19 protein-coding genes and 1 pseudogene are annotated in these 24,785 nt (G+C 72.7%); 14 read left to right on the top strand and 6 right to left on the bottom strand.

The genetic code is table 11. The features are described from left to right. Positions 1-19: 19 nt before the first annotated feature. From ABD932_RS42570 to cobC, 13 genes are all read left to right on the top strand, one after another. Positions 20-961, top strand: coding sequence for a cobalamin biosynthesis protein (locus ABD932_RS42570; protein ID WP_345021745.1), 942 nt, complete (start codon positions 20-22; stop codon positions 959-961). Continuing rightward, positions 958-2,508: a cobyric acid synthase gene (locus tag ABD932_RS42565; protein WP_345021744.1), complete on the top strand. Its 1,551-nt coding sequence runs from the start codon at positions 958-960 to the stop codon at positions 2,506-2,508. The genes ABD932_RS42570 and ABD932_RS42565 overlap by 4 nt, the downstream gene beginning before the upstream one ends. Next, positions 2,505-6,176 (top strand): cobaltochelatase subunit CobN, encoded by a 3,672-nt coding sequence (cobN, locus tag ABD932_RS42560; protein WP_345021742.1) that lies wholly within the window; start codon positions 2,505-2,507, stop codon positions 6,174-6,176. The genes ABD932_RS42565 and cobN overlap by 4 nt, the downstream gene beginning before the upstream one ends. After that, on the top strand, positions 6,173-8,167 hold the full coding sequence (locus ABD932_RS42555) for a putative cobaltochelatase (RefSeq protein WP_345021740.1): 1,995 nt from the start codon (positions 6,173-6,175) through the stop codon (positions 8,165-8,167). Before cobN ends, ABD932_RS42555 begins: the two co-directional genes overlap by 4 nt. Beyond that, positions 8,167-8,766: a cob(I)yrinic acid a,c-diamide adenosyltransferase gene (gene cobO / locus ABD932_RS42550; RefSeq protein ID WP_126390914.1), complete on the top strand. Its 600-nt coding sequence runs from the start codon at positions 8,167-8,169 to the stop codon at positions 8,764-8,766. The genes ABD932_RS42555 and cobO overlap by 1 nt, the downstream gene beginning before the upstream one ends. After that, complete coding sequence (locus ABD932_RS42545) at positions 8,760-10,313, top strand: cobyrinic acid a,c-diamide synthase CobB (RefSeq protein WP_345021737.1); 1,554 nt, start codon at positions 8,760-8,762, stop codon at positions 10,311-10,313. The genes cobO and ABD932_RS42545 overlap by 7 nt, the downstream gene beginning before the upstream one ends. Continuing rightward, positions 10,298-11,044, top strand: a complete 747-nt coding sequence (gene cobI / locus ABD932_RS42540) for a precorrin-2 C(20)-methyltransferase (RefSeq protein WP_345021735.1) — start codon at positions 10,298-10,300, stop codon at positions 11,042-11,044. The genes ABD932_RS42545 and cobI overlap by 16 nt, the downstream gene beginning before the upstream one ends. Before the next feature lie 100 nt (positions 11,045-11,144). Further along, positions 11,145-11,963 carry a precorrin-4 C(11)-methyltransferase gene (cobM, locus tag ABD932_RS42535; RefSeq protein ID WP_345021733.1) on the top strand — a complete coding sequence of 273 codons (819 nt, stop codon included), beginning with the start codon at positions 11,145-11,147 and terminating at the stop codon, positions 11,961-11,963. Then, complete coding sequence (gene cbiE, locus ABD932_RS42530) at positions 11,960-13,198, top strand: precorrin-6y C5,15-methyltransferase (decarboxylating) subunit CbiE (protein WP_345021731.1); 1,239 nt, start codon at positions 11,960-11,962, stop codon at positions 13,196-13,198. Before cobM ends, cbiE begins: the two co-directional genes overlap by 4 nt. Further along, on the top strand, positions 13,195-14,922 hold the full coding sequence (cobJ, locus tag ABD932_RS42525; protein ID WP_345021729.1) for a precorrin-3B C(17)-methyltransferase: 1,728 nt from the start codon (positions 13,195-13,197) through the stop codon (positions 14,920-14,922). The genes cbiE and cobJ overlap by 4 nt, the downstream gene beginning before the upstream one ends. Continuing rightward, positions 14,919-15,533: a precorrin-8X methylmutase gene (locus ABD932_RS42520; RefSeq protein ID WP_345021727.1), complete on the top strand. Its 615-nt coding sequence runs from the start codon at positions 14,919-14,921 to the stop codon at positions 15,531-15,533. The genes cobJ and ABD932_RS42520 overlap by 4 nt, the downstream gene beginning before the upstream one ends. Beyond that, complete coding sequence (locus ABD932_RS42515; RefSeq protein ID WP_345021725.1) at positions 15,530-16,477, top strand: sirohydrochlorin chelatase; 948 nt, start codon at positions 15,530-15,532, stop codon at positions 16,475-16,477. Before ABD932_RS42520 ends, ABD932_RS42515 begins: the two co-directional genes overlap by 4 nt. Beyond that, on the top strand, positions 16,467-17,528 hold the full coding sequence (gene cobC / locus ABD932_RS42510; protein WP_345021724.1) for an Rv2231c family histidinol phosphate aminotransferase CobC: 1,062 nt from the start codon (positions 16,467-16,469) through the stop codon (positions 17,526-17,528). The genes ABD932_RS42515 and cobC overlap by 11 nt, the downstream gene beginning before the upstream one ends. On the opposite strand, the pseudogene ABD932_RS42505 reads toward cobC, so the two are convergent. From ABD932_RS42505 to ABD932_RS42480, 6 genes and pseudogenes are all read right to left on the bottom strand, one after another. Continuing rightward, positions 17,476-18,587, bottom strand: a pseudogene (locus ABD932_RS42505) (DUF2264 domain-containing protein); the annotation flags it as partial. The gene cobC and the pseudogene ABD932_RS42505 overlap by 53 nt on opposite strands. 117 nt (positions 18,588-18,704) lie before the next feature. Beyond that, positions 18,705-19,637: an SCO1860 family LAETG-anchored protein gene (locus ABD932_RS42500; RefSeq protein ID WP_345021722.1), complete on the bottom strand. Its 933-nt coding sequence runs from the start codon at positions 19,635-19,637 to the stop codon at positions 18,705-18,707. A gap of 166 nt (positions 19,638-19,803) precedes the next feature. Then, a complete protein-coding gene (locus tag ABD932_RS42495) occupies positions 19,804-20,895 on the bottom strand; it encodes an amidohydrolase family protein (RefSeq protein ID WP_345021720.1) in 1,092 nt (363 codons plus the stop codon). Between the two features lie 34 nt (positions 20,896-20,929). Next, positions 20,930-21,739, bottom strand: a complete 810-nt coding sequence (locus ABD932_RS42490; RefSeq protein WP_345021718.1) for an amino acid ABC transporter ATP-binding protein — start codon at positions 21,737-21,739, stop codon at positions 20,930-20,932. Further along, positions 21,736-22,578: an amino acid ABC transporter permease gene (locus ABD932_RS42485; RefSeq protein ID WP_345021716.1), complete on the bottom strand. Its 843-nt coding sequence runs from the start codon at positions 22,576-22,578 to the stop codon at positions 21,736-21,738. The genes ABD932_RS42490 and ABD932_RS42485 overlap by 4 nt, the downstream gene beginning before the upstream one ends. A 6-nt stretch (positions 22,579-22,584) precedes the next feature. Further along, positions 22,585-23,433: a transporter substrate-binding domain-containing protein gene (locus ABD932_RS42480; protein WP_345021714.1), complete on the bottom strand. Its 849-nt coding sequence runs from the start codon at positions 23,431-23,433 to the stop codon at positions 22,585-22,587. 183 nt (positions 23,434-23,616) lie between these two features. On the opposite strand from ABD932_RS42480, the gene ABD932_RS42475 reads away from it, so the two are divergent. Next, positions 23,617-24,717, top strand: a complete 1,101-nt coding sequence (locus tag ABD932_RS42475; RefSeq protein ID WP_345021712.1) for a pyridoxal-phosphate-dependent aminotransferase family protein — start codon at positions 23,617-23,619, stop codon at positions 24,715-24,717. Positions 24,718-24,785: the final 68 nt, after the last annotated feature.

The following is a 24,785-nucleotide window of genomic DNA, read 5'->3' as shown; positions in this document are numbered from 1 at the left end:
CGAACGCCGGCTGACCCCGATGCGTGCCGATCGCGTCTTCGCGTACGGCGCCGCCGCCGGACTTCTCGGTGATCTGCTGCTCGGCGATCCGCGTCGCGGGCATCCGGTCGCCGCGTTCGGGCGGGCCGCAGGGGCCGTGGAGAAGGTGGCGTGGCGGGATCACCGGGGGTGGGGCGCGCTGCACACCGCCGTGTGTGCGGGGGGTGCCGTGGCGCTCGGTGCCGTCGCGCAGCGAGCCGTCCGTCCGTCCCGTACCGCCTCCGTCGCACTGACCGCCGCCGCCACCTGGGCCGTTGTCGGCGGGACCTCGCTCGCGCGCGAGGCCCGGGTCATCGGGCGTGCTCTGCAGACGGGGGACGTCGAGGGGGCCCGGGAACGGCTGCCGCATCTGTGCGGGCGGGATCCGCAGGCGCTGGACGCCGACGGGATCGCGCGGGCCGTCGTGGAGTCCGTCGCCGAGAACACCTCCGACGCGGTGGTGGGGGCGCTCGTGTGGGGCGCCGTCGGCGGGGTGCCGGGGCTGCTCGGGTTCCGGGCCGTCAACACGCTGGACGCCATGGTGGGGCACAGGTCGCCCCGGTTTCGGCGGTACGGGTGGGCTTCGGCGCGGCTCGACGACGTCGCCGGGTGGCCGGGGGCGCGGCTGACAGCCGTACTCGCGACGGTCGCCGGAGGCGATCCCCGAGGGGCGGTACGGGCCTGGCGCGCCGACGCCGCCAAGCATCCGAGCCCCAACGCAGGCCCCGTGGAGGCCTCGTTCGCGGGGGCGCTCGGGGTTCGGCTGGGCGGGACCCTGTCGTACGGCGGGCGGGTCGAGCACCGGCCCGTCCTCAACGGGGCGGGGCGCACCGTCGCCGTCCACGACATCGAGCGGGCCGTACGGCTGTCGAAGCGCGTCAGTTGGCTGGCTCTCGGCGCCTGTGTCGCCGCTCGCCGCATCGTGAAGGGGCGTACGTCATGACGGGCGGTGGGCTTCTCGTCGCCGGCACCACCTCCGACGCCGGCAAGAGCGTCGTCACCGCCGGGATCTGCCGGTGGCTGGTACGGCAGGGGGTCAAGGTCGCGCCGTTCAAGGCGCAGAACATGTCCCTGAATTCGTTCGTGACGAGGGAAGGCGCCGAGATCGGGCGGGCTCAGGCCATGCAGGCGCAGGCCTGTCGCGTCGAGCCGACCGCGCTGATGAATCCCGTGCTGCTCAAGCCGGGTGGCGAGCAGAGCAGTCAGGTCGTGCTGCTCGGGAAGCCGGTCGGTGAGCTCAGTGCGCGCGGCTTCTTCGGGGGGTCTGGGGGGTCGTCCCCCGGGAAAAGGCTGCACGGGGGGCGGCAGCAGAAGCTCCTCGGGACCGTCCTGGAGTGCCTCGCCGAACTGCGGGGCACTTATGACGCGGTGATCTGTGAGGGGGCCGGCAGCCCGGCCGAGATCAATCTTCGGCGGACCGACATCGTCAACATGGGCATCGCCCGCAATGCCGGGCTGCCCGTGCTGGTGGTGGGTGACATCGACCGTGGCGGCGTCTTCGCCTCCTTCTTCGGCACCGTGGCCCTCCTTTCGCCGGAAGACCAGGAGCTCGTCGCCGGGTTCCTCGTCAACAAGTTCCGCGGGGACGTCGGTCTCCTGGAGCCCGGTCTCGACATGCTCCACGGGCTCACCGGGCGGCGCACCTACGGCGTCCTCCCGTTCCAGCACGGCCTCGGCATCGACGAGGAGGACGGGCTTCGGGTCTCCCTGCGCGGGACCGTCCGGGAGTCGAACGTCGCCCCGCCGGTCGGGGAGGACGTGCTGCGCGTCGCCGTCTGTGCCGTCCCGCTCATGTCCAACTTCACCGACGTCGACGCCCTCGCCGCCGAACCGGGCGTCGTCGTCCGGTTCGTGGACCGGCCCGAGGAGCTGGCCGACGCCGACCTCGTCGTCATTCCGGGGACCCGTGGGACGGTGCGTGCCCTGGAGTGGCTGCGGAAGCGGGGGCTTGCGGAGGCCATCGGGCGCAGGGCCGCCGAAGGTCGGCCCGTCCTCGGCATCTGCGGTGGCTTCCAGATCCTCGGCGAGCACATCGAGGACGACGTCGAGAGCCGGCGCGGGCACGTGGAAGGGCTCGGCATCCTGCCCGTCCGTGTCCGGTTCGCCCGCGAGAAGACCCTCACCCGGCCCGTCGGCGAGGCCCTCGGGGAGCCCGTCGAGGGGTACGAGATCCATCACGGGGTCGCTTCCATCACCGATGGCGAACCCTTCCTCGACGGCTGCCGGGTCGGGCAGACCTGGGGCACCCACTGGCACGGCTCGCTGGAGTCGGACGGTTTCCGGCGGGCGTTCCTGCGCGAGGTGGCGGCCGCCGCGGGCCGTCGCTTTGTGCCGGCCGCCGACACGTCGTTCGCCGCGCTGCGCGAGGAGCAGCTCGACCGGCTCGGCGATCTGATCGAACAGCACGCGGACACGGACGCGCTCTGGCGGCTCATCGAGTCGGGCGCGCCGCAAGGACTGCCTTTCATTCCACCGGGAGCGCCCGCATGAGCACTGTGTTGTTGTTGTCGACCGCCGACACTGATCTGCTGGCGGCCAGGGCCGCCTCCGGTGCCGACTACCGGATCGGCAACCCGACCCGCCTGGACGTCGAGGCCGAGCTGCCCGCGCTGCTGGACGGGGCGGACATCGCCGTCGTACGGCTGCTGGGCGGCAAGCGGGCCTGGGAGGACGGGCTCGCCGGGCTCAAGGCCTCGGGCATCCCGACCGTGCTGCTGGGCGGCGAGGCCGTGCCGGACGCGGAGCTGATGGCCGAGTCGTCCGTGCCGGCCGGTGTGGTGGCCGAGGCGCTGAAGTACCTGGTCGAGGGCGGCCCCGCCAACCTCACCGAGCTCGCCCGGTTCCTCTCCGACACCGTGCTGCTGACGGGCGAGGGGTTCGTCGAGCCGCAGAAGATGCCGGAGTACGGCGTCCACGGCGACCGAACGGTCCAGGAAGGCCGTCCGACCGTGGGTGTGCTCTTCTACCGGGCCCATGAACTGAGCGGCAACACCGCCTTCGTGGACACCCTGTGCGACGCCGTCGAGGCACGCGGCGCCAACGCCCTTCCCGTCTACTGCGGTTCGCTGCGCGGGGCCGACGCCGAGCTGTACGAGATCCTGGGGAAGGCCGACGCTCTCGTCGCCACCGTCCTCGCCGCCGGTGGCACGCACGCCTCGCAGGCGTCGGCGGGCGGCGACGAGGAGGCGTGGGACATCGGCAGGCTCGCCGAGCTCGACGTGCCCGTGCTGCAGGGTCTGTGCCTGACGTCCTCCAAGAGCGCCTGGGACGAGTCCGACGCCGCCCTCTCCCCCATGGACGCGGCGATGCAGGTCGCGATCCCCGAGTTCGACGGCCGCCTGATCACCGTCCCGTTCTCCTTCAAGGAGCAGGGCCCGGACGACGTCCCGGTCTATGTCGCCGACCCCGAGCGGGCCGCGCGCGTCGCCGGAATCGCCGTACGGCACGCGCAGTTGAAGCACAAGGCGAACGCGGAGAAAAAGCTCGCGCTCGTCTTCACCGCCTACCCGACCAAGCACTCGCGCGTCGGCAACGCGGTCGGCCTCGACACGCCCGCGTCGGCGGTACGGGTCCTGGACGCGCTCAAGCAGGCCGGGTACGGCGTCACCGAGTACCCGGACAACGGCGACGAGTTGATCCACCGCCTCATCGAGGCCGGCGGGCACGACGTCGAGTGGCTGACCGAGGACCAGCTGGCGTCCGCGCCCGCGCGCGTGCCGCTGGCCGACTATCAGGCCTGGTTCGACAAGCTCGACCCGGAGCTGCGGGACGCGATGCTGGAGGCCTGGGGCGAGCCGCCGGGGTCCCTCTACGTCGATGGCGACGACATCGTCCTCGCCTCTCTCCAGTTCGGGAACGTCGTCGTGATGATCCAGCCGCCGCGCGGCTTCGGCGAGAACCCGATCGCGATCTACCACGACCCGGACATGCCGCCGTCGCACCACTACATGGCGGCCTACCGGTGGCTGGAGGCTGCAACATCGGAGGGGGGGTTCGGTGCCGACGCGATCGTGCACATGGGCAAGCACGGCACGATGGAGTGGCTGCCGGGCAAGGGACTGGGGCTCAGCGGCGGGTGCGCTCCGGACGCCGTACTCGGTGATCTGCCCCTGATCTACCCGTTCATCGTCAACGACCCCGGCGAGGGCACGCAGGCCAAGCGCCGCGGGCACGCCACCGTCGTCGACCACCTCGTGCCGCCGATGGCTCGCGCCGACACCTACGGCGACCTGGCCAAGCTGGAGCAGCTGCTCGACGAGTACGCGCTCGTCTCCGACCTGGACCCGACCAAGGCGCCGGCCGTGCGCGCGCAGATCTGGACGCTGGTCAAGGCGGCCGAGCTGCACAACGACCTGCATGTCGACGAGCAGCCGGACGACGACGAGTTCGACGAGTTCGTCATGCACATCGACGGCTATCTGTGCGAGATCAAGGACGTGCAGATCCGCGACGGTCTGCACATTCTGGGTGGCGGTCCGGTCGGCGAGCCGCGCGTGAACCTCGTGCTCGCCGTGCTGCGCGCCTCGCAGGTGTGGGGCGGACAGGCGAACGCGCTGCCGGGGCTCAGGGCCGCGCTGGCCGCTCACTTCGGGCTGGTCGAGAAGGAGCTGCTCGCCGAGCCGGGCGCGCCGGTGAAGGTTCCGGTCGAGCTGAGCGATCTCGTCGAAGGCCCGTCCCGTACGGCCGCCGACGCCATCGACCTGCTGGAGCAGCTGTGCCGGCGGATCGCGGAGGGGATGGAGGAGCGCGACTGGGCGGTCGCGGAGGTCCGTTCGCTCGTCCGCGACGTCCTCGGCACCGAACTCCCGGACGCGCTGGCTGTGTTGGAGTTCGCCTGCACCGAGGTCGTGCCGCGTCTCGCCCGCACCACCGACGAGATCGGTCACATCCTCAAGGCGCTCGACGGCGGTTATGTGCCGGCGGGCCCGTCCGGTTCGCCGACGCGCGGACTGGTCAACGTCCTGCCGACCGGCCGGAACTTCTACTCCGTCGACCCCAAGGCCATCCCGTCCAGGCTGAGCTGGGAGGTCGGGCAGGCGCTCGCGGACTCGCTGGTGCAGCGGTATCTGCAGGACACCGGCGAGTTCCCGCAGTCCGTCGGTCTGACGGTGTGGGGTACGTCCGCGATGCGCACCCAGGGCGACGACATCGCCGAGATCCTCGCGCTGCTGGGCTGCCGCCCGGTGTGGGACGACGCCTCGCGCCGGGTGACGGGCTTCGAGGTCATCGGCCTGGAGGAGCTCGGGCGCCCGCGCATCGACGTCACGGTCCGTATCTCCGGCTTCTTCCGGGACGCCTTCCCGCATGTCGTCGGCCTCATCGACGACGCCGTCCGCAAGGTCGCCGAGCTGGACGAGCCCGCCGAGCGGAACTTCGTGAAGGCCCACGCCGACGAGGACACCGCCGGGCACGGCGACCGGCGGCGCGCGACCGCCCGTATCTTCGGCTCGAAGCCGGGGGCGTACGGCGCCGGTCTGCTGCCGCTGATCGACGCCCGCAACTGGCGCTCGGACGCCGACCTGGCCGAGGTGTACGCCGTCTGGGGCGGCTACGCCTACGGGCGCGGGCTCGACGGGCGGGCGGCGCGCGGGGACATGGAGACCGCGTTCAAGCGGATCGCCGTCGCCGCGAAGAACGTCGACACCCGCGAGCACGACCTCGTCGACGCCGACGACTACTTCCAGTACCACGGCGGCATGGTCGCCATGGTGCGGCACCTGACGGGCGCCAACCCCGAGGCGTACGTGGGTGATTCGGCCACGCCGGACCAGGTGAAGACCCGCACGCTCGGCGAGGAGACCCACCGTGTCTTCCGCGCCCGCGTGGTCAACCCGCGCTGGATGGCGGCCATGCGGCGGCACGGCTACAAGGGCGCCTTCGAGATGGCGGCGACCGTGGACTACCTCTTCGGGTACGACGCCACGGCCGGGGTGGTCGACGACTGGATGTACGAGAAGCTGTCGGCCGAGTACGTCTTCGACGCCGAGAACCGGGACTTCATGAAGAAGTCCAACCCGTGGGCGCTGCGCGGCATCACCGAGCGGCTGCTGGAGGCCGCCGACCGCGGGCTGTGGGCCGAGCCGGACGCGGACACGCTGGAGCGGCTGCGCGCCACCTACCTGGAGCTGGAAGGCGACTTGGAGGGCGACGAGAAGTGACCACCCCCTTCCCCTTTACGGCCGTTGTCGGCCAGGACGATCTGCGGCTCGCGCTGCTGCTGAACGCCGTGTCGCCCGCGGTGGGCGGCGTGCTGGTGCGCGGCGAGAAGGGCACCGCCAAGTCGACGGCCGTGCGCGCGCTTTCGGCGCTGATGCCCGAGGTGCCGGTGATCGCCGGATGCCGCTTCTCCTGCGACCCGCGCACCCCCGACCCCGCGTGCCCGGACGGGCCGCACGAGACGGGCGCGGGCACCGCTCGCCCCGCCCGCATGGTCGAACTCCCCGTCGGTGCCTCCGAGGACCGGCTGGTCGGCGCGCTGGACATCGAGCGCGCACTGGCCGAGGGCGTCAAGGCCTTCGAGCCGGGACTCCTCGCCGACGCCCACCGCGGGATCCTCTACGTCGACGAGGTCAACCTGCTCCACGACCACCTCGTGGACCTGCTCCTGGACGCGGCGGCGATGGGTGCGTCGTACGTGGAACGCGAGGGTGTGTCGGTCCGGCACGCGGCGCGTTTCCTGCTCGTCGGCACCATGAACCCCGAAGAGGGCGAGCTGCGGCCGCAGTTGCTCGACCGGTTCGGACTGACCGTCGAGGTCGCGGCCTCACGGGAGCCCGACCAGCGGGTGGAGGTCGTACGGCGGCGGCTCGCGTACGACGACGATCCGGGCGGGTTCGCCGCTCGGTGGGCGGACGAGGAGGCGGCCGTACGGGCGCGGATCGTGGCGGCGCGGGAGCTGCTGCCCTCCGTGCGGCTCGGTGACGGGGCGCTGCGGCAGATCGCGGCGACCTGTGCCGCGTTCGAGGTGGACGGCATGCGGGCCGACATCGTGATGGCCCGTACGGCCACCGCGCTGGCCGCGTGGGCCGGGCGGACCGATGTGCTCGCCGAGGACGTGCGGCAGGCGGCGCTGCTCGCGCTGCCGCACCGCAGGCGCCGCAATCCCTTCGACGCGCCGGGACTCGACGAGGACAAGCTCGACCAGACGCTGGAGGAGTTCAGCGGCGAGGGCGACGAGGATCCCGACCCGGACGGGCCCGGCGGGGGCGGCGGGCAGCCGCCGTCCGAAGGGCCGCAGGGCGAGGGGGGTTCCGGGGCTCAGCCGGAGGCCGGTGACGGTGGCGAGCCGCAGCCCTCGGGGGCCGGCGCGGGCGAGCAGTCCGCCGTACGGGCCGCCGAACCCTTCCGCACCAAGGTGCTCAGCGTGCCCGGGCTCGGTGACGGCGCTGCCGGACGGCGTTCTCGGGCGCGGACCGAGCACGGCCGGACGACCGGTGCGCGGCGGCCCCGGGGGACGCTGACCAAGCTGCACCTGGCCGCCACCGTGCAGGCGGCGGCGCCGCATCAGCGGGCGCGCGGGCGGTCCGGGCCGGGCCTGGTGCTGCGCCGGGACGATCTGCGGCAGGCGACGCGGGAGGGGCGTGAGGGGAACCTCGTGCTGTTCGTCGTGGACGCCTCCGGGTCGATGGCGGCGCGGCAGCGGATGAGTGCGGTGAAGGGGGCCGTGCTGTCGCTGCTGCTGGACGCGTATCAGCGGCGGGACAAGGTGGGGCTGGTGACGTTCCGGGGGTCGGCCGCCGATGTCGCCCTGCCTCCGACGTCCTCGGTGGACGCGGCCGCGGCGCGGCTGGAGTCGCTGCCCACCGGGGGGCGTACTCCGCTGGCGGCCGGGCTGTTGAAGGCCCATGAGGTGTTGCGGGTGGAGCGACTGCGGGATCCGGGTCGGCGGGCCCTGGTGGTTCTGGTGACCGATGGGCGGGCCACGGGTGGGCCCGAGCCGGTGGCGCTCGCCGGGCGCGCGGCTCGGCTGTTCGCGGCCGAGGGGGTCGCGTCCGTCGTGGTGGACTGCGAGTCGGGGCCCGTGCGGCTGGGGCTCGCGGGGCAGCTCGCGGGTGAGCTGGGTGGTACGGCGGTGACGTTGGACGAGTTGCGGGCCGACTCGATCGCCGGGCTGGTCAAGGACGTTCAGGGAAGCAGGAGGGCCGCGTAATGCCGCAGGGGCAACCGAGTGTCGTACCGGACGACGGCCTGACGACTCGTCAGCGGCGCAACCGTCCGCTCGTCGTCGTGCACACGGGCATCGGCAAGGGCAAGTCCACCGCCGCCTTCGGGCTCGCGCTGCGGGCCTGGAACCAGGGGTGGCCCATCGGGGTGTTCCAGTTCGTCAAGTCGGCGAAGTGGAAGGTCGGCGAGGAGAACGCGCTGCGGGTGCTGGGGGCCAGCGGTGAGGGCGGGTCCGTCGACTGGCACAAGATGGGTGAGGGCTGGTCGTGGGTGCAGCGCGATCAGCAGATGGACAACGAGGAGAAGGCCCGGGAGGGCTGGGAGCAGGTCAAGCGGGACTTGGCCGCCGAGACGTACAAGCTGTACGTGCTCGACGAGTTCGCCTACCCGATGCACTGGGGGTGGGTGGACACCGACGAGGTGATCGACGTGCTGCGCGACCGTCCGGGGACCCAGCATGTGGTGATCACGGGGCGCAACGCGCCCGAGAAGCTCGTCGACTTCGCCGACCTCGTGACCGACATGTCCAAGGTCAAGCACCCGATGGACGCCGGGCAGAAGGGGCAGAGGGGCATCGAGTGGTGACTTCTTCCGTCCCTCGGCTGGTCATTGCCGCGCCCTCCTCGGGCAGCGGCAAGACCACCGTTGCCACGGGGCTGATGGCCGCGTTCGCCGCGCGGGGACTCGCCGTGTCCCCGCACAAGGTCGGGCCGGACTACATCGACCCCGGGTATCACGCGCTCGCCACCGGGCGGGTGGGACGGAACCTCGACGCGTATCTGTGCGGGCCGGAGTTGATCGGGCCGTTGTTCCTGCATGGGGCGGGCGGGTGTGACATCGCCGTCGTCGAGGGGGTCATGGGGCTGTACGACGGGGCCGCGGGGGAAGGTGAACTGGCGTCCACTGCGCATGTGGCGAAGCTGCTGCGGGCGCCGGTGGTGCTGGTGGTGGACGCGTCGTCGCAGTCGCGGTCCGTTGCGGCGCTGGTGCACGGGTTCGCGTCGTGGGATCCGGAGGTGCGGGTCGGGGGCGTGATCCTGAACAAGGTCGCGTCGGATCGGCACGAGGAGTTGTTGCGGGAGGCGTTGGATTCGGCCGGTGTGCCGGTGCTGGGGGTGTTGCGGCGGGTTGTTCAGGTGGACACGCCGTCGCGGCATCTGGGGTTGGTGCCGGTCGCCGAGCGGCGCGCTGCCGCTGTGGAGGCCGTGCGGGCGATGGCGGCACAGGTTTCCGACGGGTGCGATCTGGATGCGCTGAGGGCGCTGGCGCGGAGTGCGGGTGCGTTGGCGTGTGCGGCTTGGGATGCGGGTGAGGTCTTGGATTCCTCGCCCCCGCCGCCCCTTCCCGTCCCGTCCCCGGGGGCTGCCGCCCCCGGACCCCCGCTTCGGCCCGAAGGGCCTCGTCCTCAAACGCCGGACGGGCTGGTTGCGGTTGAGGAGCTGGGGCCCCAGCGGGTGGGTGGGGGTTCGGGACGGCGGGAGACTCGTCCTCGAACGCCGGGCGGGCTGGATGTCGCCGCCCTGGGCTCAAGAGTGAGAGTCGCCGTCGCCGGCGGTCCCGCCTTCACCTTCTCCTACGCCGAGCACGCCGAGCTTCTCACCGCCGCCGGTGCCGAAGTCGTCCCCTTCGACCCTCTGCGGGACGAACAACTCCCGGACGGTACACGCGGGTTGGTCATCGGGGGCGGGTTCCCCGAGGTGTACGCCGCTGAGCTGTCCGCCAACGAGCCCCTCCGCAAGGCCGTCGCCGCCCTCGCCGAGAGTGGCACTCCCGTCGCCGCCGAGTGTGCCGGGCTGCTCTACCTCTGCCGGGAGCTGGACGGGCAGCCCATGTGCGGGGTACTCGACGCCGGTGCCCGGATGTCCGAGCGGCTCACCCTCGGGTATCGGGACGCGGTCGCCGTCAGCGACAGTGCGCTCGCCGTCGCGGGGACGCGGATGCGGGGGCACGAGTTTCATCGGACCGTCGTCGAGCCCGGCTCGGGGGCGGCGCCCGCCTGGGGTGTGCGCAGCCCCGTGCGGCGGGTCGAAGGTTTCGTACAGCAGGGCGTGCACGCGAGTTATCTGCACACGCACTGGGCCGCACAGCCCGGTGTCGCCCGTCGGTTCGTGGAGAGGTGCCGGACGTCATGAGCAGCAGCAGGTTGATCGGAGTCGGGGTCGGTCCCGGTGATCCGGAGCTGGTGACCGTCAAGGGCGTCAACGCTCTGCGGGCCGCCGATGTCGTCGTCGTACCCGTGATGGACACGGGTGAGCGTGGGCGCGCCGAGGCGACCGTGCTGCATTACGTGCCCGAGGAGAAGGTCGTCCGGGTCGTGTTCGCCCTCAATGAGCGCACCGACCGAGCGCGGCGCGAGGCCGCCTGGGACGCGGCGGGCGAGCGGGTGGCCGAGTTGTTGCGCGGGCACGGCACCGTCGCCTTCGCGACCATCGGCGACCCCAACGTGTACTCCACCTTCACCTATCTCGCCCAGACCATCGGCGAGCTGGTGCCCGACGTCGTCGTCGAGACCGTCCCCGGCATCACCGCCATGCAGGACCTCGCCGCCCGGTCCGGTGCCGTGCTCACCGAGGGGACCGAGCCGCTCACGCTCGTGCCCGTCACCGCGGGGGCGACCGTGCTCAAGGAGGCCCTCGCCGGGCCCGGGACCGTCGTCGCCTACAAGTTCGGGCGGCAGGCGGGCGAGGTCGCCGAGGCCCTGCGGGAGACCGGGCGGCTCCAGGACGCGGTGTGGGGGTCGGCGCTGGGGCTGACGGAGGAGTCGATCCGGCCGGCCGCCGAGCTCGACGGCACCCCCCTCCCCTACCTCTCGACGCTCATCGCACCAGCTCGGCGGGAGGGCGGCCGGGGCGGCAAGCTCTGACGCCTGTCGACACCCTGGACCCTGCCGACCCCACCCCCAATCCCACCCCAACCCCCCGCCGCCCCCCTGTGGCCGACCCCTTGTAGGAGGACCGATTCCCATGGCCGATGCCCTCACCGGCAAGGTGACCTTCGTCGGTGCCGGCCCCGGTGCCGCCGATCTGCTGACGTTCCGTGCCGCGCGTGCCATCGCCGAGGCCGACGTCGTGATCTGGGCGGCCAGCCTGGTCCAGGCGGAGGTCCTCGATCACGCGCGCGAGGACGCCGAGATCCTCGACTCGGCGACCATGTCCCTGGAGGACGTCGTCGCCGTGTACGAGCGGGCCCGGGAGGAGGGCCTCAGGGTCGCCCGCATTCACTCCGGCGACCCCGCCCTCTGGGGCGGTACGCAGGAGCAGCTCGACCGGTGTGCCGGGATCGGCATCGAGACGGAGGTCGTGCCCGGGGTCTCCGCCTTCTCCGCGGTCGCCGCGCTCGCCCAGCGGGAGTTGACCATCCCCGAGGTCGCCCAGTCGGTCGTCCTCACGCGGCTCGGCGGCGGCAAGACGCCGATGCCGCCCGGGGAGGAGGTCCGGGAGTTCGCCAAGCACGGCACCACCATGGCGATCTTCCTGTCGGCCGCCCGCAGCGGGCAGCTCGTACGGGAGCTGCTGGAGGGCGGGTATCCGACGTCCACTCCGGTCGTCGTCGCCTACCAGGCGACCTGGCCCGAGGAGCTCGTCGTGCGGTGCACCGTCGGCACGCTGGAGGAGACCGTCAAGGAGCACAAGCTCTGGAAGCACACCCTGTTCCTGGTCGGCCCGGCCCTGGACGCGCACGGCACGCGCTCGCACCTCTACCACCCCGGTCACTTCCACGGGTACCGCAAGGCCGACCCGGAGGCACGCAGGGCCCTGCGTGAGCGGGGGGCCAGTACGTGATCACCGTCGTCGGTACGGGGACGGGGGCGCCGCTGCCCGAGGACGTCCTCGCCGATGCCGAGCTGGTCGTCGGCGGGCGGCGGCATCTGGAGGCCGTACGGCTGCCCGACGGGGTGGAGCGGGTCGTGCTCGGGGCGCTCGCGCCGGCCCTCGACACCATCGAGGAGTACGTCGCGAAGGAGCGGCCGGTTCTGGTGCTGGCCTCCGGTGACCCCGGGTTCTTCGGGATCGTGCGGGTGCTCGCCGAGCGGTTCGGGTCCGAGCGGCTGGATGTGCGGCCGGGGGTGTCGTCCGTCGCCGCCGCCTTCGCGCGGCTCGGGCTGACCTGGGACGACGCCGTTGTCGTCAGCGCGCACGGGCGGGATCCGCGGACGGCCGTCAACGTCTGCCGGGCGCACCCCAAGGTGGCGGTGCTGACCGGGCCGGGTGCCGGGCCCGCCGAGCTGGGTGCGGCGCTGCGGCACACCGGGCGCGTCCTGGTCGTCGCCTCCGCGCTGGGCGATCCGGAGCGTGAGCGCGTGGAGCGGGTGACGCCCGCCGAGGCGGCGGCCCGGGACTGGGGTACGGCGGTGAGCGTCGTGCTGTGCCTGGACCCCGCGCGGGCGCCGGGCGCGGTGCGCGCGGTGGCCGGTCCGGTTCCGGGGCCCGGAGGATGGGCCCTGGACGAGGCCGAGTTCGCGCACCGCGACTCGATGATCACCAAGTTCGAGGTGCGGGCGCTGGCCCTGGCCCGGCTGGGGCCACGCCTGGGCGACCTGGTGTGGGACGTCGGCGCGGGCTCCGGCTCCGTGGCCGTGGAGTGCGCCCGGCTCGGGGCGGCCGTCGTCGCCGTGGAGAAGGCGCCGGACGGGGTGGAGCGGATCCGCGCCAACGCCGCCGCGCACGGCGTGGACGTGCACGTGGTGCACGGCTCGGCGCCGGACGCGCTCGCGGAGCTCGCCGACGACCCCGACGCCGTGTTCGTCGGCGGCGGCGGGCGTGAACTGCCCGCCGTCGTCACCGCCTGCGCGCGGCGTGCCCGGCGCACGGTGGTCGTCGCCATGGCCGCGCTCGACCGGGTGCCGGCCGCGCGTGAGGCCCTGACCGGCGCCGGGTTCTCCTGCGACGGGGTGCTGTTGCAGTCGTCCCGGCTCGCGCCGCTGCCGGGGGACGTGACCCGGCTGGCGGCGACCAATCCCGTTTTCCTGCTGTGGGGCGTGCGGCCTCAAGCCTGTTCTGAAGGAGTTGCCCAGTGATCGGCCTCATTTCCGCCACCGCGGCGGGAGCTGCGGCGCGGGACCGGCTGGCCGCGGCGTGGCCGGACCGCACGCGCGTGTACGACGGTCCCGTGAAGGACGCCGTACGGCGGGCGTTCGCCGAGTGCGAGCAGTTGGTGTGCTTCCTGGCGACGGGGGCGGTCGTACGGCTGATCGCCCCGCTGCTGGGGGACAAGGCGGCCGACCCGGGTGTGGTGTGCGTCGACGAGGGCGGGCGGTTCGCCGTGTCGCTGGTCGGCGGGCACGGCGGCGGGGCCAATGAACTCGCCCGGGAGGTCGGGGAGTTGCTGGCCGCCGAGCCCGTGGTGACCACGGCGACGGACGCCGTGGGGGTGCCCGGTCTGGACACGCTCGGGCTGCCGGTGGAGGGCGATGTCGCCGGAGTCTCGCGGGCCCTGCTCGACGGCGAACCGGTGGCGCTGAAGGCCGAGGTGTCCTGGCCGCTGCCGCCGTTGCGGATCGGCGCCGAGGGCGCGTACGCGATCCGGCTGACGGACCGGCTCGTCGAGCCCGCCGAGCGCGAGGTCGTCCTGCGTCCGCCGACCCTCGTCGTCGGCGTCGGTGCCTCCAAGGGCGCCCCCGTCGACGAGGTGCTCGGGCTGGTCGAGAGCGCGCTGCGCGACGCCGGCCTGTCCGCCGGGTCCCTCGCCGAACTCGCCACCGTCGACGCCAAGGCCGACGAACCCGGAATCGTCGAGGCCGCCCGGGGGCTCGGCGTGCCCCTGGTCACCCACTCCGCCGAGGAGCTGGCGGCCGTCGAGGTCCCCAACCCCTCCGACGCTCCCCTCGCGGCCGTCGGCACGCCCTCCGTCGCCGAGGCAGCCGCCCTGGTCGGCGGCGGTGAACTCCTCGTACCCAAGCGGAAGTCGGAGCGTGCCGACGGGCAGCCGGCGATGGCGACCTGTGCCGTCGTACGGCGTCCGGGGCGCGGGCGGCTCGCGGTGGTCGGGCTCGGGCCGGGCGCCCGGGACCTGCTGACGCCCCGCGCGAAGGACGAGCTCCGGCGTGCCTCCGTGCTCGTCGGCCTCGACCAGTACGTCGACCAGATCCGCGATCTGCTGCGGCCCGGCACCCTGATCCTGGAGTCCGGGCTCGGCGCCGAGGAGGAACGGGCGCGCACAGCCGTGGCGGAGGCCCGCAAGGGGCAGGCCGTCGCGCTGATCGGCAGCGGGGACGCGGGCGTGTACGCCATGGCCTCCCCCGCGCTCGCGGAGGCGTCCGACGACATCGACGTGATCGGTGTGCCGGGTGTGACCGCCGCCCTCGCCGCCGCCGCGATCCTGGGCGCCCCGCTCGGCCACGACCATGTGTCCATCAGCCTCTCCGACCTGCACACACCCTGGGAGGTCATCGAGCGGCGGGTGCGGGCGGCGGCCGAGGCGGACATCGTGGTCACCTTCTACAACCCCCGCTCCCGAGGCCGCCACTGGCAGCTCCCCAAGGCCCTCGCCATCCTCGCCGAGCACCGCGAGCCGACGACGCCGGTCGGTGTCGTACGGAACGCGTCACGGCCGGACGAGTCCGGTCGGCTCACGACACTGGGCGCCCTGGACCCGGCGACGGTCGACATGATGACGGTCGTGACCGTGGGCAACACGGCGACCCGGGACATCGCGGGGCGCATGGTGACGCCGCGCGGCTACCGCTGGCAGGCTCCGTCGATCAGCGGCTCCGCCGCGGACCAGCAGGAGGACGCCCGGTGAACCGCGTGGTCCACCCCATCGAGGAGGAGTCCTACCGGCGGCTGCGCGCCCGCCTGGACACCTCGCACTTCCCGCCGCTGACCCGGGCGGTGGTGGAGCGGGTCATCCACTCCGCCGCGGATCTGGAGTACGCGGGCGATCTCGTCATGGACGAGGGCGAGTTGGAGAAGGCGCACGCGGCCCTGCACGCGGGGGCGCCGGTCGTCGTGGACGTGGAGATGGTCGCCGCCGGCATCACCCGGCGCGAGACCGTCTGCCGTCTGAGGGACGCCGTGGCCGGCCCCGGCCTGACCCGTTCGGCGCACGCGATCCGGCTCGCCTACGAGCAGGTCGGCCCCGGCGCCCTCTGGGTGATCGGCAACGCGCCGACCGCGCTGGAGGAACTGCTGACCCTGGACGCCGCCCCCGCGCTCGTCATCGGCCTGCCCGTAGGCTTCGTCGGCGCGGTCGAGTCCAAGGCCGCGTTGCGCGAGAGCGGGCTGCCCGCCGTGAGCAACGTGTCCGAGAAGGGCGGTTCGGCGGTCGCCTCCGCCGCGCTCAACGCCCTGCTGTACCACCCCGTTCCACACCCCGATTCGCATTCCGATTCGCATTCCGAGGAGAAATCGTGACCACCCCGCCGCCCGCCCTTCTCATCGCCGGTCACGGCACCCGGGACGAGGCCGGAGCCGAGGCGTTCCGCGACTTCGTACGGGAGCTGGGGCGCCGCCACCCCGAACTGCCCGTCGCGGGCGGCTTCATCGAGCTGTCGCCGCCGCCGCTGGGCGAGGCCGTCACCGAGCTGGTCGAACAGGGCGTGAGGCGGTTCGCCGCCGTGCCGCTGATGCTGGTGTCCGCCGGCCACGCCAAGGGCGACATCCCGGCCGCGCTGGCCCGCGAGAAGGAGCGGCACCCCGGGATCTCGTACACCTACGGCCGTCCGCTGGGCCCGCACCCGTCGCTGCTGTCGGTGCTGGAGCGGCGCCTCGACGAGGCGCTCGGCACCGAGGGCAACCGCACGCCCGGCGACCGGGCCGATGTGACCGTGCTGCTGGTCGGGCGCGGTTCGACCGACCCGGACGCCAACGCCGAGGTGCACAAGGCGGCGCGGCTGCTGTGGGAGGGGCGCGGATACGCGGGTGTGGAGACGGCGTTCGTGTCGCTGGCGGCGCCGGACGTGCCGAGCGGCCTCGACCGGTGCGTGAAGCTCGGGGCGCGGCGGATCGTGGTCCTGCCCTACTTCCTGTTCACCGGCATCCTGCCGGACCGGGTCCGCCAGCAGACCGAGGGCTGGGCGGCCGCGCACCCGGAGGTCGAGGTGCGCTCGGCGGACGTCATCGGTCCGGAGCCGGAGCTGCTCGACCTGGTGATGGAGCGGTACGAGGAGGCCCTCAAGGGCGACCTGCGGATGAACTGCGACTCGTGTGTGTACCGCATCGCGCTGCCCGGCTTCGAGGACAAGGTCGGCATGCCCCAGCAGCCGCACTTCCACCCGGACGACGACGGCCACCACCACGGGCACGGCCATCACGACCACGGCCACCACCACCATGGCGCCCACTCCCATGCCCACTGAGGCGCACGACCTCCGGCATCACGGCGACGCCGAGGTCCGCGGTGACGGCGCGGCGCTCGTCGACCTCGCCGTGAACGTCCGCGCGGACACGCCACCCGCGTGGCTGCGGGAGCGGATCGCCGGGTCGCTGGGCTCCCTCGCGGCCTACCCGGACGGGCGGGCCGCGCGGGCGGCGGTGGCTGCGCGGCACGGGCTGCCGGTGGAACGGGTGCTGCTGACGGCTGGGGCGGCGGAGGCGTTCGTGCTGCTCGCGCGTGCACTGAAGGTCCGCCGGCCGGTCGTGGTCCACCCCCAGTTCACGGAGCCGGAGGCGGCGCTGCGCGACGCCGGGCACACGGTCGACCGGGTGCTGCTGCGGGAGGAGGACGGCTTCCGGCTCGACCCGGCGGCCGTGCCCGAGGAGGCCGACCTGGTGGTGATCGGCAACCCGACGAACCCGACGTCGGTCCTGCACCCGGCCACCTCCGTCGCCGAACTCGCCCGGCCCGGGCGGACGTTGGTGGTGGACGAGGCGTTCATGGACGCGGTGCCGGGTGAGCGGGAGGCGCTGGCCGGGCGGACGGACGTGCCGGGCCTGGTGGTGCTCCGCAGCCTGACGAAGACCTGGGGGCTGGCCGGTCTGCGGATCGGCTACGTCCTGGCCGCCCCGGAGACCATCGCCGACCTGGAGCGCGCCCAGCCCCTGTGGCCGGTCTCCACGCCCGCGCTCGCCGCCGCACAGGCCTGCGTGTCACCCCCGGCCCTGGCGGAGGCGGCCCACACGGCCCACCGCATCGCCTCCGACCGGGCCCATCTCGTCGCGGGGCTCGGCGAGTTCGCCGCGGCCGGACTCCGGGTCGTCGAGCCCGCCGAGGGCCCTTTCGTCCTCGTACGACTGCCGAGGGCGGCCGCCGTACGACGGCATCTGCGCGAGCTCGGGTTCGCGGTCCGGCGCGGGGACACCTTCCCCGGGCTGGGCGAGGAGTGGCTGCGGCTGGCGGTGCGGGACCGGGGGACGGTCAGTTCCTTCCTCGGGGCGCTGGAGCGGGCGATGACGGCCGCGGGGCGCTGAGCGGGGGTACGCGCTCCCGGGTCCCGTCCGGGAAGCGGATGTCGACGGTGCCGTCGGCGGCGACCGTCGCACTCGCCCCCGTGAGGGAGACGGCCGGCTCGGCGGTCAGGACGACGAGGGACACCAACAGCCCGCCGGCCTCGGCCAGTTCGAGAACGGGCGTCGCCGAGTAGCGTCCGACGGCGTTGGTGCCGGTGGCGCGCACGACCGTACCCTCGGCGTCGCTCCAGCCGTGCAGGCCGACGATCGCGCTGGTCAGTCCGTCGGCCCTGCGGGCCAGCGCCCAGCCCGGCCCGGTACGGACCTCGGGCCGCGCGGTGTCGTCGGCGACGGCCCAACCCCCTCACGCACCACCGTGTCGGCCTGTAGGTCGCTGTCAATACGGTGCACCCGCACCTCCCACGGCCCGTGCACCACACTCACCGTCTCGATGCCGTCGCCGTACCGGGAGGCGGCACGCCTGCCCGCGGCGCCCAGGGGACGGATCCGGCCACGCCGGGACGGGGTGCCCTCGGCGGCGATGCGGGCGAGCTGGTTGTCGGGGCCCGGGGTCTGCGGTGCCGTGGCGCTGGAGTAGGCGAGGCGGGCGTAGTGCGGGCTGTCCACGTCCGTCGCGGGAGGGGGCGGGAGCCGGTCGCTGCCGTGGTTGACGAGTCGTACGATCCCGTCGGCCGCGGTGGAGTGCAGCAGCCAGCCCGGTGCGGGCAGCGCCATGGTCACGTCCTGGACATCCACGGGGGCGGGCTCCTCCGGCGCCGTCCAGACGGGGTGGTCCTCGGGCAGCAGCAGTCCCAGGAAGGCCTTGCTCGCCCAGTACGGGGAGGCGGGGCCGGAGTAGCGCTGGGTGACAGGGAGGAAGGGCCGGTACCAGCCGAGGGTGAGCAGACCCCGCTCGTCGGGTGCGCCGCGCTCGGCGAAGTGCTTCAGCGTGCCGGAGGCGAGGCGGCGGGTGCGGCCGGCCGGCAGCGGGGTGGCGTCGGCGAGGGCGCCCGCCCACAGGGGTGCGGCGGCCGCGAACCGGTAGGTGAGGGAGCGGCCCTGGTGCACCGGGGCGCCGTCGGTCGCTTTCAGAGTCAGGTCAACGGTTTTGACGGAGAACGCCAGTTGGCCCAGGTCAGCCGCTGAGGCAGTCCTGGGCCAGGAGTGAAAGCGCTTCCGCCCAGTTGGCGGCGAGAGTCAGCCGCGACCCCGGCGCGCGAACGCGACCGCTCCCCCGCCCGCGACGAGCAGCGCGACCGCACCGCCCGCGATGTACGGCGTCATGGAGTTGCCGCCGGTCTCGGCGAGGCCGTCGTCGGCGGACTCGCCCTGGGGCTTCACATCGCCCGCCGGGTCCGTGCCCGGGTCCGCGCTCGGCTCGGCGCTCGGGTCGGTCGCCTGCTCCGCCGCGGCCGGCGTCTCGCAGGTCGCCTTCGCCAGGGTCAGGGTGCCCTCGACCTCGGCGACGTTCAGCTTCAACGGGTCGACGGAGACCTTGAGTTCGAGGGCGGTGGCGGCGGCCGTATCCGACGTGGTCTCCGTCTTGGAGTAGTCCAGCCGCACCTCGCCCACGTTCGGGACCTCGACGTTCGTGGTCCCGCCCGCGGTCAGCGTGACCTTCTTGCCCAGCACGGTGACGTCGCCCAGCAGGTTGGACGAGGCGGTCGGCTTCTTGCCGGCCTCGCAGGTGGCCTTGGAGGTGACCTGGCCGACCTCGATGAGCGAGAGCAGCGGCAGGCCGGGGACGTGGACCTTGGCGTGGGCGAGGTTGGTGTACCCCTCGGCCTTGCCGCCTTCGACGGTGGCCTTCGACTTGGCGACCTCGGCGTTCAGCACGCTGAAGGGCTGGCCGCCGTCTACGCCGTTCAACTGGGCGGTCAGCGTCGACTTCTCGGCGCTCTGCGGCGCCTGCACTTCGTTGAGGGAGACCGCGAGCGGGACGTCCACGGTCTTGTTGAGCAGGGAGACGTCGAGCCCGGTACGCAGCACGACGGCGCTCGCGCGGCCCTCGTCGCCGGTCGCCTGCGCGGGGCCCGCCGCGGCCAGGACCGCGGGCCCGGCGGCCAGGGCGGTGGCCGTCGCGACGGTGGCGAGACGGCGTGCGGGCAGGCGGAAGTTCTTGCCGTTCAAGGTGGGGACCCCTCGGAGGAGACTTGCTCGGGACCTGCCAAGAATCGCGCATGCGGGATGCCCGGTCAGCATCCTTACGGGAGTTCACCCCTACGTGTGTTTCCCGTGCAGGTTTTCGAACCCCGTGGCACGCACGTTCTCCACAGTCACAGGCGCAACAGCCGACTCAGCTCACGATCTTCCCGTTCAGGACGACCCGTCGCGGTGCCGCCAGCACCCGTACGTCGGCCCGCGGATCCGTCTCGTACACCACGAGGTCCGCCGCCGCGCCCTCGTCGAGGCCCGGGCGGCCGAGCCATGTCCGGGCCGCCCAGGTGGTTGCCGCGAGGGCCTCGACGGCGGGGATTCCCGCGGTGACCAGTTCCGCCACCTCGGCCGCCACCAGACCGTGCGGCAGGGTGCCGCCCGCGTCCGTGCCGACGTAGACCGGGATGCCGGCGTCGTAGGCGGAGCGGACCGTGTCGTAGCGGCGTTCGTGGAGGCGGCGCATGTGGTCCGACCAGCGGGGGAACTTGGACTGGCCGCCGTCGGCCAGCTTCGGGAAGGTCGCGATGTTCACGAGGGTGGGGACGATCGCCACGCCGCGCTCGACGAAGAGCGGGATCAGGTCCTCGGTGAGGCCCGTGGCGTGTTCGATGCAGTCGATGCCCGCCTCGACCAGGTCCGGCAGGGACTCCGCGGAGAAGCAGTGCGCGGTGACGCGGGCGCCCAGGCGGTGGGCCTCCGCGATGCCCGCCTCGACCGTCTCCCGCGGCCAGCTGGGCGCGAGGTCCCCGAGGTCGCGGTCGATCCAGTCGCCGACCAGTTTGACCCAGCCGTCGCCGCGCTCGGCCTCCTGGGCGACGTACGCGACGAGGTCCTCCGGCTCGATCTCGTGGGCGTAGCCGCGGATGTAGCGGCGGGTGCGGGCGATGTGCCGGCCGGCCCGGATGATCTTCGGCAGGTCGTCGCGGTCGTCGACCCAACGGGTGTCGGAGGGCGATCCGGCGTCCCGGATCAGCAGGGTGCCCGCCTCGCGGTCGGTCAGCGCCTGCTTCTCCGCGACATCGTCGTCGACCGGTCCGTGCGCGCCGAGGCCCACATGGCAGTGCGCGTCGACGAGGCCGGGCAGGGCCCAGCCCTCGACGGTGCGGACGTCGTGGGCGCCGACGGGACGGTCGTAGGAGATCCGGCCGTCGACGACCCACAGCTCGTCCCGGACGTCGTCCGGTCCGACGAGGACCCGGCCCTTCACGTGCAGCACCGCGCGTTCGCTCATGACTGCACCCTAATGACCGGACCCTGGTGACCGGCTAGTCGCTCTTGCCCACCTGGTCCGAGGTCTCCTCCTCCACCTCGGCCATCGCCGGGTCCAGAAGCCGCGACAGGAAGTGCCGGGTGCGTTCGTGCTGGGGGTTGCCGATGACCTGGTCGGGGGCGCCGTCCTCGACGATCACGCCGCCGTCCATGAAGACGACGCGGTCGGCGACCTCGCGCGCGAAGGTCATCTCGTGGGTGACGACCATCATCGTCATGCCCTCGTTGGCGAGCATGCGCATGACGGCCAGGACGTCGCCCACCAGCTCGGGATCCAGCGCCGACGTCGGCTCGTCGAACAGCATCACCTCGGGGCCCATGGCGAGGGCACGGGCGATGGCGACGCGCTGCTGCTGACCGCCGGAGAGGGAGGCCGGGTAGGCCGTCGCCTTCTCCGCGAGGCCGACGCGCTCCAGGTTCTCGGCGGCGACCTCGGCGGCGCTCGCCTTGTCCCGCCTGAGGACCCGGCGCTGCGGCAGCGTGAGGTTCTCGGTCACCGTGAGGTGCGGGAACAGGTTGAACTGCTGGAAGACCATGCCGATACGACGGCGTGCGGCGTCGATGTCGACGTCCGGGTCGGTGAGCTCGGTGCCGCCGACGAAGACCTGGCCCTTGGTGGGCTCTTCCAGCAGGTTCACGCAGCGCAGCAGCGTCGACTTGCCCGAGCCGGACGGACCGATGACGCACACGACCTCGCCCTGGTTGATCTCCAGGTCGATGCCGCGCAGCACCTCGTTGTCGCCGAAGGACTTGTGCAGGCCGCGGACTTCGATCTCCGGGCCGGCCTTGAGAAGGCTCTCGCTCATTTCACGGCCTCCTGGGCCTTCGCCTCCATACGGCGTACGACGAAGCCGAGCGGGATGGTCACCAGGAGGTAGCACAGGCCGGCGACCAGGATCGGCGTGGAGTTGGCGGTCGTGCTGGCCAGGTCACGCCCGAACTTGGCGAGTTCTCGCTCCTCGAGGGTGACGCCGAGGAGCAGGACCAGCGAGGAGTCCTTGAAGAGGATCACGAACTCGTTGGTCAGCGGCGGGAGGATGATCCGGAAGGCCTGCGGGATGATGATCGAGATCATGGCCCGGGCGGGCGAGAAGCCGAGCGACCGTGCCGCCTCCATCTGCCCCTTGGGCACCGCCTGGATGCCGGCGCGGAACGTCTCCGCCAGGTACGCCGCCCCGACCAGGCCGAGCGCGATGGCGGCCTTGCCGTACGTCCCGCCGACGATCTCCGTGCCGGGGAAGGCCAGCGGAACGGCCACGCCGATGAAGATGAAGATCAGCAGGGCGGGCAGTCCGCGGAAGATCTCGATGTAGACGCCGGCGACCCAGCGGTAGGGCGCGACGGACGACAGCCGCATCAGCGCGACCACCAGTCCGAGCACCAGGGCGAAGACGAACCCGGACACGGTGTACAGCACGGTGTTCTTCAGCGCCAGCGTGATGACGTCCGGGAACATGTCCCGGGCGATGTCCCCTTGCGCGAACTGGTTCGCCAGCCGGTCCCAGTCGGCCGCGACCGCGAAGACGATCACGGCCGCGACGAACACGACGTACTGGATGCCGCGCGAGAGGCTGCGCTTCTGCCGCCGGGTCAGGCCCTTCTTCTTGGGCTGCTTCGACTGGAGTTGTACGTCTGCGTCACTCATGGGGGGTCAGGCGGCGGGCGACGGAGAGGCGGCGGACTCGTCGTACGGGCCGATCCACTGCTCGTACAGCTTCTTGTACGTGCCGTCGGCCTTGGCGTCGTTGATCGCCTTGTTGATGGCCTCGCGGAGCTTGTCGTTGCCCTTCTTCACCGTGACGCCGTACTGCTCACCGGTGTTGACCTGCTCGGCGACCTCGAAGGCGGCCGCGTTGGCCTTGTCCTTCAGCCAGCCCTGGACGACCGGGTAGTCGATGACCACGGCCTGGACCTGCCCGGTGCGCAGGCCGTTGAGGACGGCGTCGGAGGACTCGAAGGAGACCGGGTCCAGGCCCTTGCTCTTGGCGTAGTCCTCGCCGGTCGTCTGCGCCTGGGCGCCGACCTTCTTGCCCTCGAGGTCGGCGAAGGACGAGATGCCGCTCTTCTTGTCGACGAGGACGGCCTGAGTGGCCTCGAAGTACGGGTCCGAGAAGTCGACGTTCTTCTTGCGCTCCTCGGTGATGGTCATGCCGGCGGCGGCGAGGTCGCACTCGCCGGAGTTGAGGAAGGCGCCCGTCTTGAAGTTCTCGAAGGGCGTGTCGAGGATCTCCTGCTTCACGCCCAGGTCCTTGGCGACCAGGTCGATCAGAGAGACGTCGAAGCCCTGCACCTTGCCGCCGATCTCCGACTGGAAGGGCGGGTACGGCAGGTGCGTGCAGGTGGTGAGCTGGCCCGCCTTGACGAGCTCGACACCGCCGGCCGCGGTCTTCGTGCCGCTGCCGCCGTCGTCGCTGGAGGTGCAGCCGGCCACGAGCACCAGCCCGGCCGTCGCGGTGGTGGCGGCCAGAATGCGGGTCCGGCGCCCGAAGGTCGTCTTCACGGGGAGCCTCCTGTCAGGGAACTGTGGGTTCCGATTATAAGGAGATGTTTGAGATCCTCAAACCAAACCGATGGTATAGGGGCCGTTCGACCTAAGAAGTCGGGATTCGGAAGGGGGGTTGGGGCAGCCGGTTACCCTCGTGATCGTCGATCCCGGAGCGAAGAGAGCGAAGAGAGCCCTGTCGTGACCCACCCCTTCCTGGACCTTGCCCCGCTGAGCGCCGCACGATTCGCCGCCATCGAGGACCGGGTGGCACGGCTGCTCGGGACCGGGCAGGACGTCGTGATCATGCAGGGCGAGGCGCTGCTGCCGCTGGAAGGCGCGATCCGCGGGACGGCCGGGCCCGGCACGACCGCGCTGAACGTGATCACCGGTCCGTACGGGCAGACCTTCGGGAACTGGCTGCGCGACTGCGGCGCGACCGTGATCGATCTGGCGGTGCCCTTCCACACGGCCGTCACGGCGGACCAGATCCGCGAGGCCTTCGCCGAGCACCCCGAGATCGACTTCGTGTCCCTCGTGCACGCGGAGGCGGCCACCGGCAACACCAACCCCGTCGCCGAGATCGGTGAGGTCGTGCGGGCCCACGGGGCGCTGTTCTACCTGGACGCGGTGGCGTCCATCGGGGCCGAGCCGGTGCTGCCGGACGCGTGGGGCGTGGACCTGTGCGTGATCGGGGCGCAGAAGGCGATGGGCGGGCCGGCCGGGGTGTCGGCGGTGTCGGTGAGCGAGCGGGCGTGGGCGCGGATGGCGGCGAATCCTCGGGCGCCGCGGCGGTCGTACCTGTCGCTGCTGGACTGGAAGGAGCGCTGGGTCGACGGCGGGCGCAAGGCGCTGCTGCACGCGCCTGCGCAGCTGGAGATGCTGGCGCTGGAGGCGTGCGTGGAGCGGATCGAGGGGGTCGGGCTGGAGGCGGTGATGGGCCGCCATCGGGCCGCGGCGCTGGCGACTCGGGCCGGGGCGGTGGCGCTGGGTGCGGGGTTGGAGCCGTATGTGTACGACGACCGGGAGGCCGCGCCGGTCGCCACGACGTTGAGGGTGCCGGCGGGGGTGGTGGCGTCGGAGGTGGTGGCTCGGGCGCTGGCGTCCGAGTCGGCGTTGCCGCTGGCCGCCGGGGGCGGGGCGTTGGCCAAGGAAATGATTCGGGTCAATCACTACGGGGTGGACGCGACGGTGGGGGCTGTGCGCGGGAGTCTGGCGGCGCTGGGCGCTGCGCTGGCGGAGGAGGGGCTGGGCGTGGATGTGGAGGGGGCGCTTCGGGCTGTGGACGCGGGGTGGGTGTAGGGGTTTTCTCGCCCCCGCCGCCCCTACCCGTCCCGCCCTTGAAGGGGCTCCGCCCCTTCCACCCCGCC

It is taken from the genome of Streptomyces shaanxiensis (genome assembly GCF_039537145.1).
In the GTDB taxonomy this organism is placed as follows: Bacteria; Actinomycetota; Actinomycetes; order Streptomycetales; family Streptomycetaceae; genus Streptomyces; species Streptomyces shaanxiensis.
The sequence above is the reverse complement of the archived record's forward strand: the minus strand, read 5'-3'. Positions and strand labels throughout refer to the sequence as shown.

What these genes read in the sequence shown, in the direction of transcription:
- ABD932_RS42570 (WP_345021745.1), top strand. Translation starts at nt 20, where the DNA reads ATGCGTGCCGATCGCGTCTTCGCGTACGGCGCCGCCGCCGGACTTCTC.
- ABD932_RS42565 (WP_345021744.1), top strand. Translation starts at nt 958, where the DNA reads ATGACGGGCGGTGGGCTTCTCGTCGCCGGCACCACCTCCGACGCCGGC.
- cobN (WP_345021742.1), top strand. Translation starts at nt 2,505, where the DNA reads ATGAGCACTGTGTTGTTGTTGTCGACCGCCGACACTGATCTGCTGGCG.
- cobO (WP_126390914.1), top strand. Translation starts at nt 8,167, where the DNA reads ATGCCGCAGGGGCAACCGAGTGTCGTACCGGACGACGGCCTGACGACT.
- cobM (WP_345021733.1), top strand. Translation starts at nt 11,145, where the DNA reads ATGGCCGATGCCCTCACCGGCAAGGTGACCTTCGTCGGTGCCGGCCCC.
- cobC (WP_345021724.1), top strand. Translation starts at nt 16,467, where the DNA reads ATGCCCACTGAGGCGCACGACCTCCGGCATCACGGCGACGCCGAGGTC.
- ABD932_RS42495 (WP_345021720.1), bottom strand. Translation starts at nt 20,895, where the DNA reads ATGAGCGAACGCGCGGTGCTGCACGTGAAGGGCCGGGTCCTCGTCGGA.
- ABD932_RS42490 (WP_345021718.1), bottom strand. Translation starts at nt 21,739, where the DNA reads ATGAGCGAGAGCCTTCTCAAGGCCGGCCCGGAGATCGAAGTCCGCGGC.
- ABD932_RS42485 (WP_345021716.1), bottom strand. Translation starts at nt 22,578, where the DNA reads ATGAGTGACGCAGACGTACAACTCCAGTCGAAGCAGCCCAAGAAGAAG.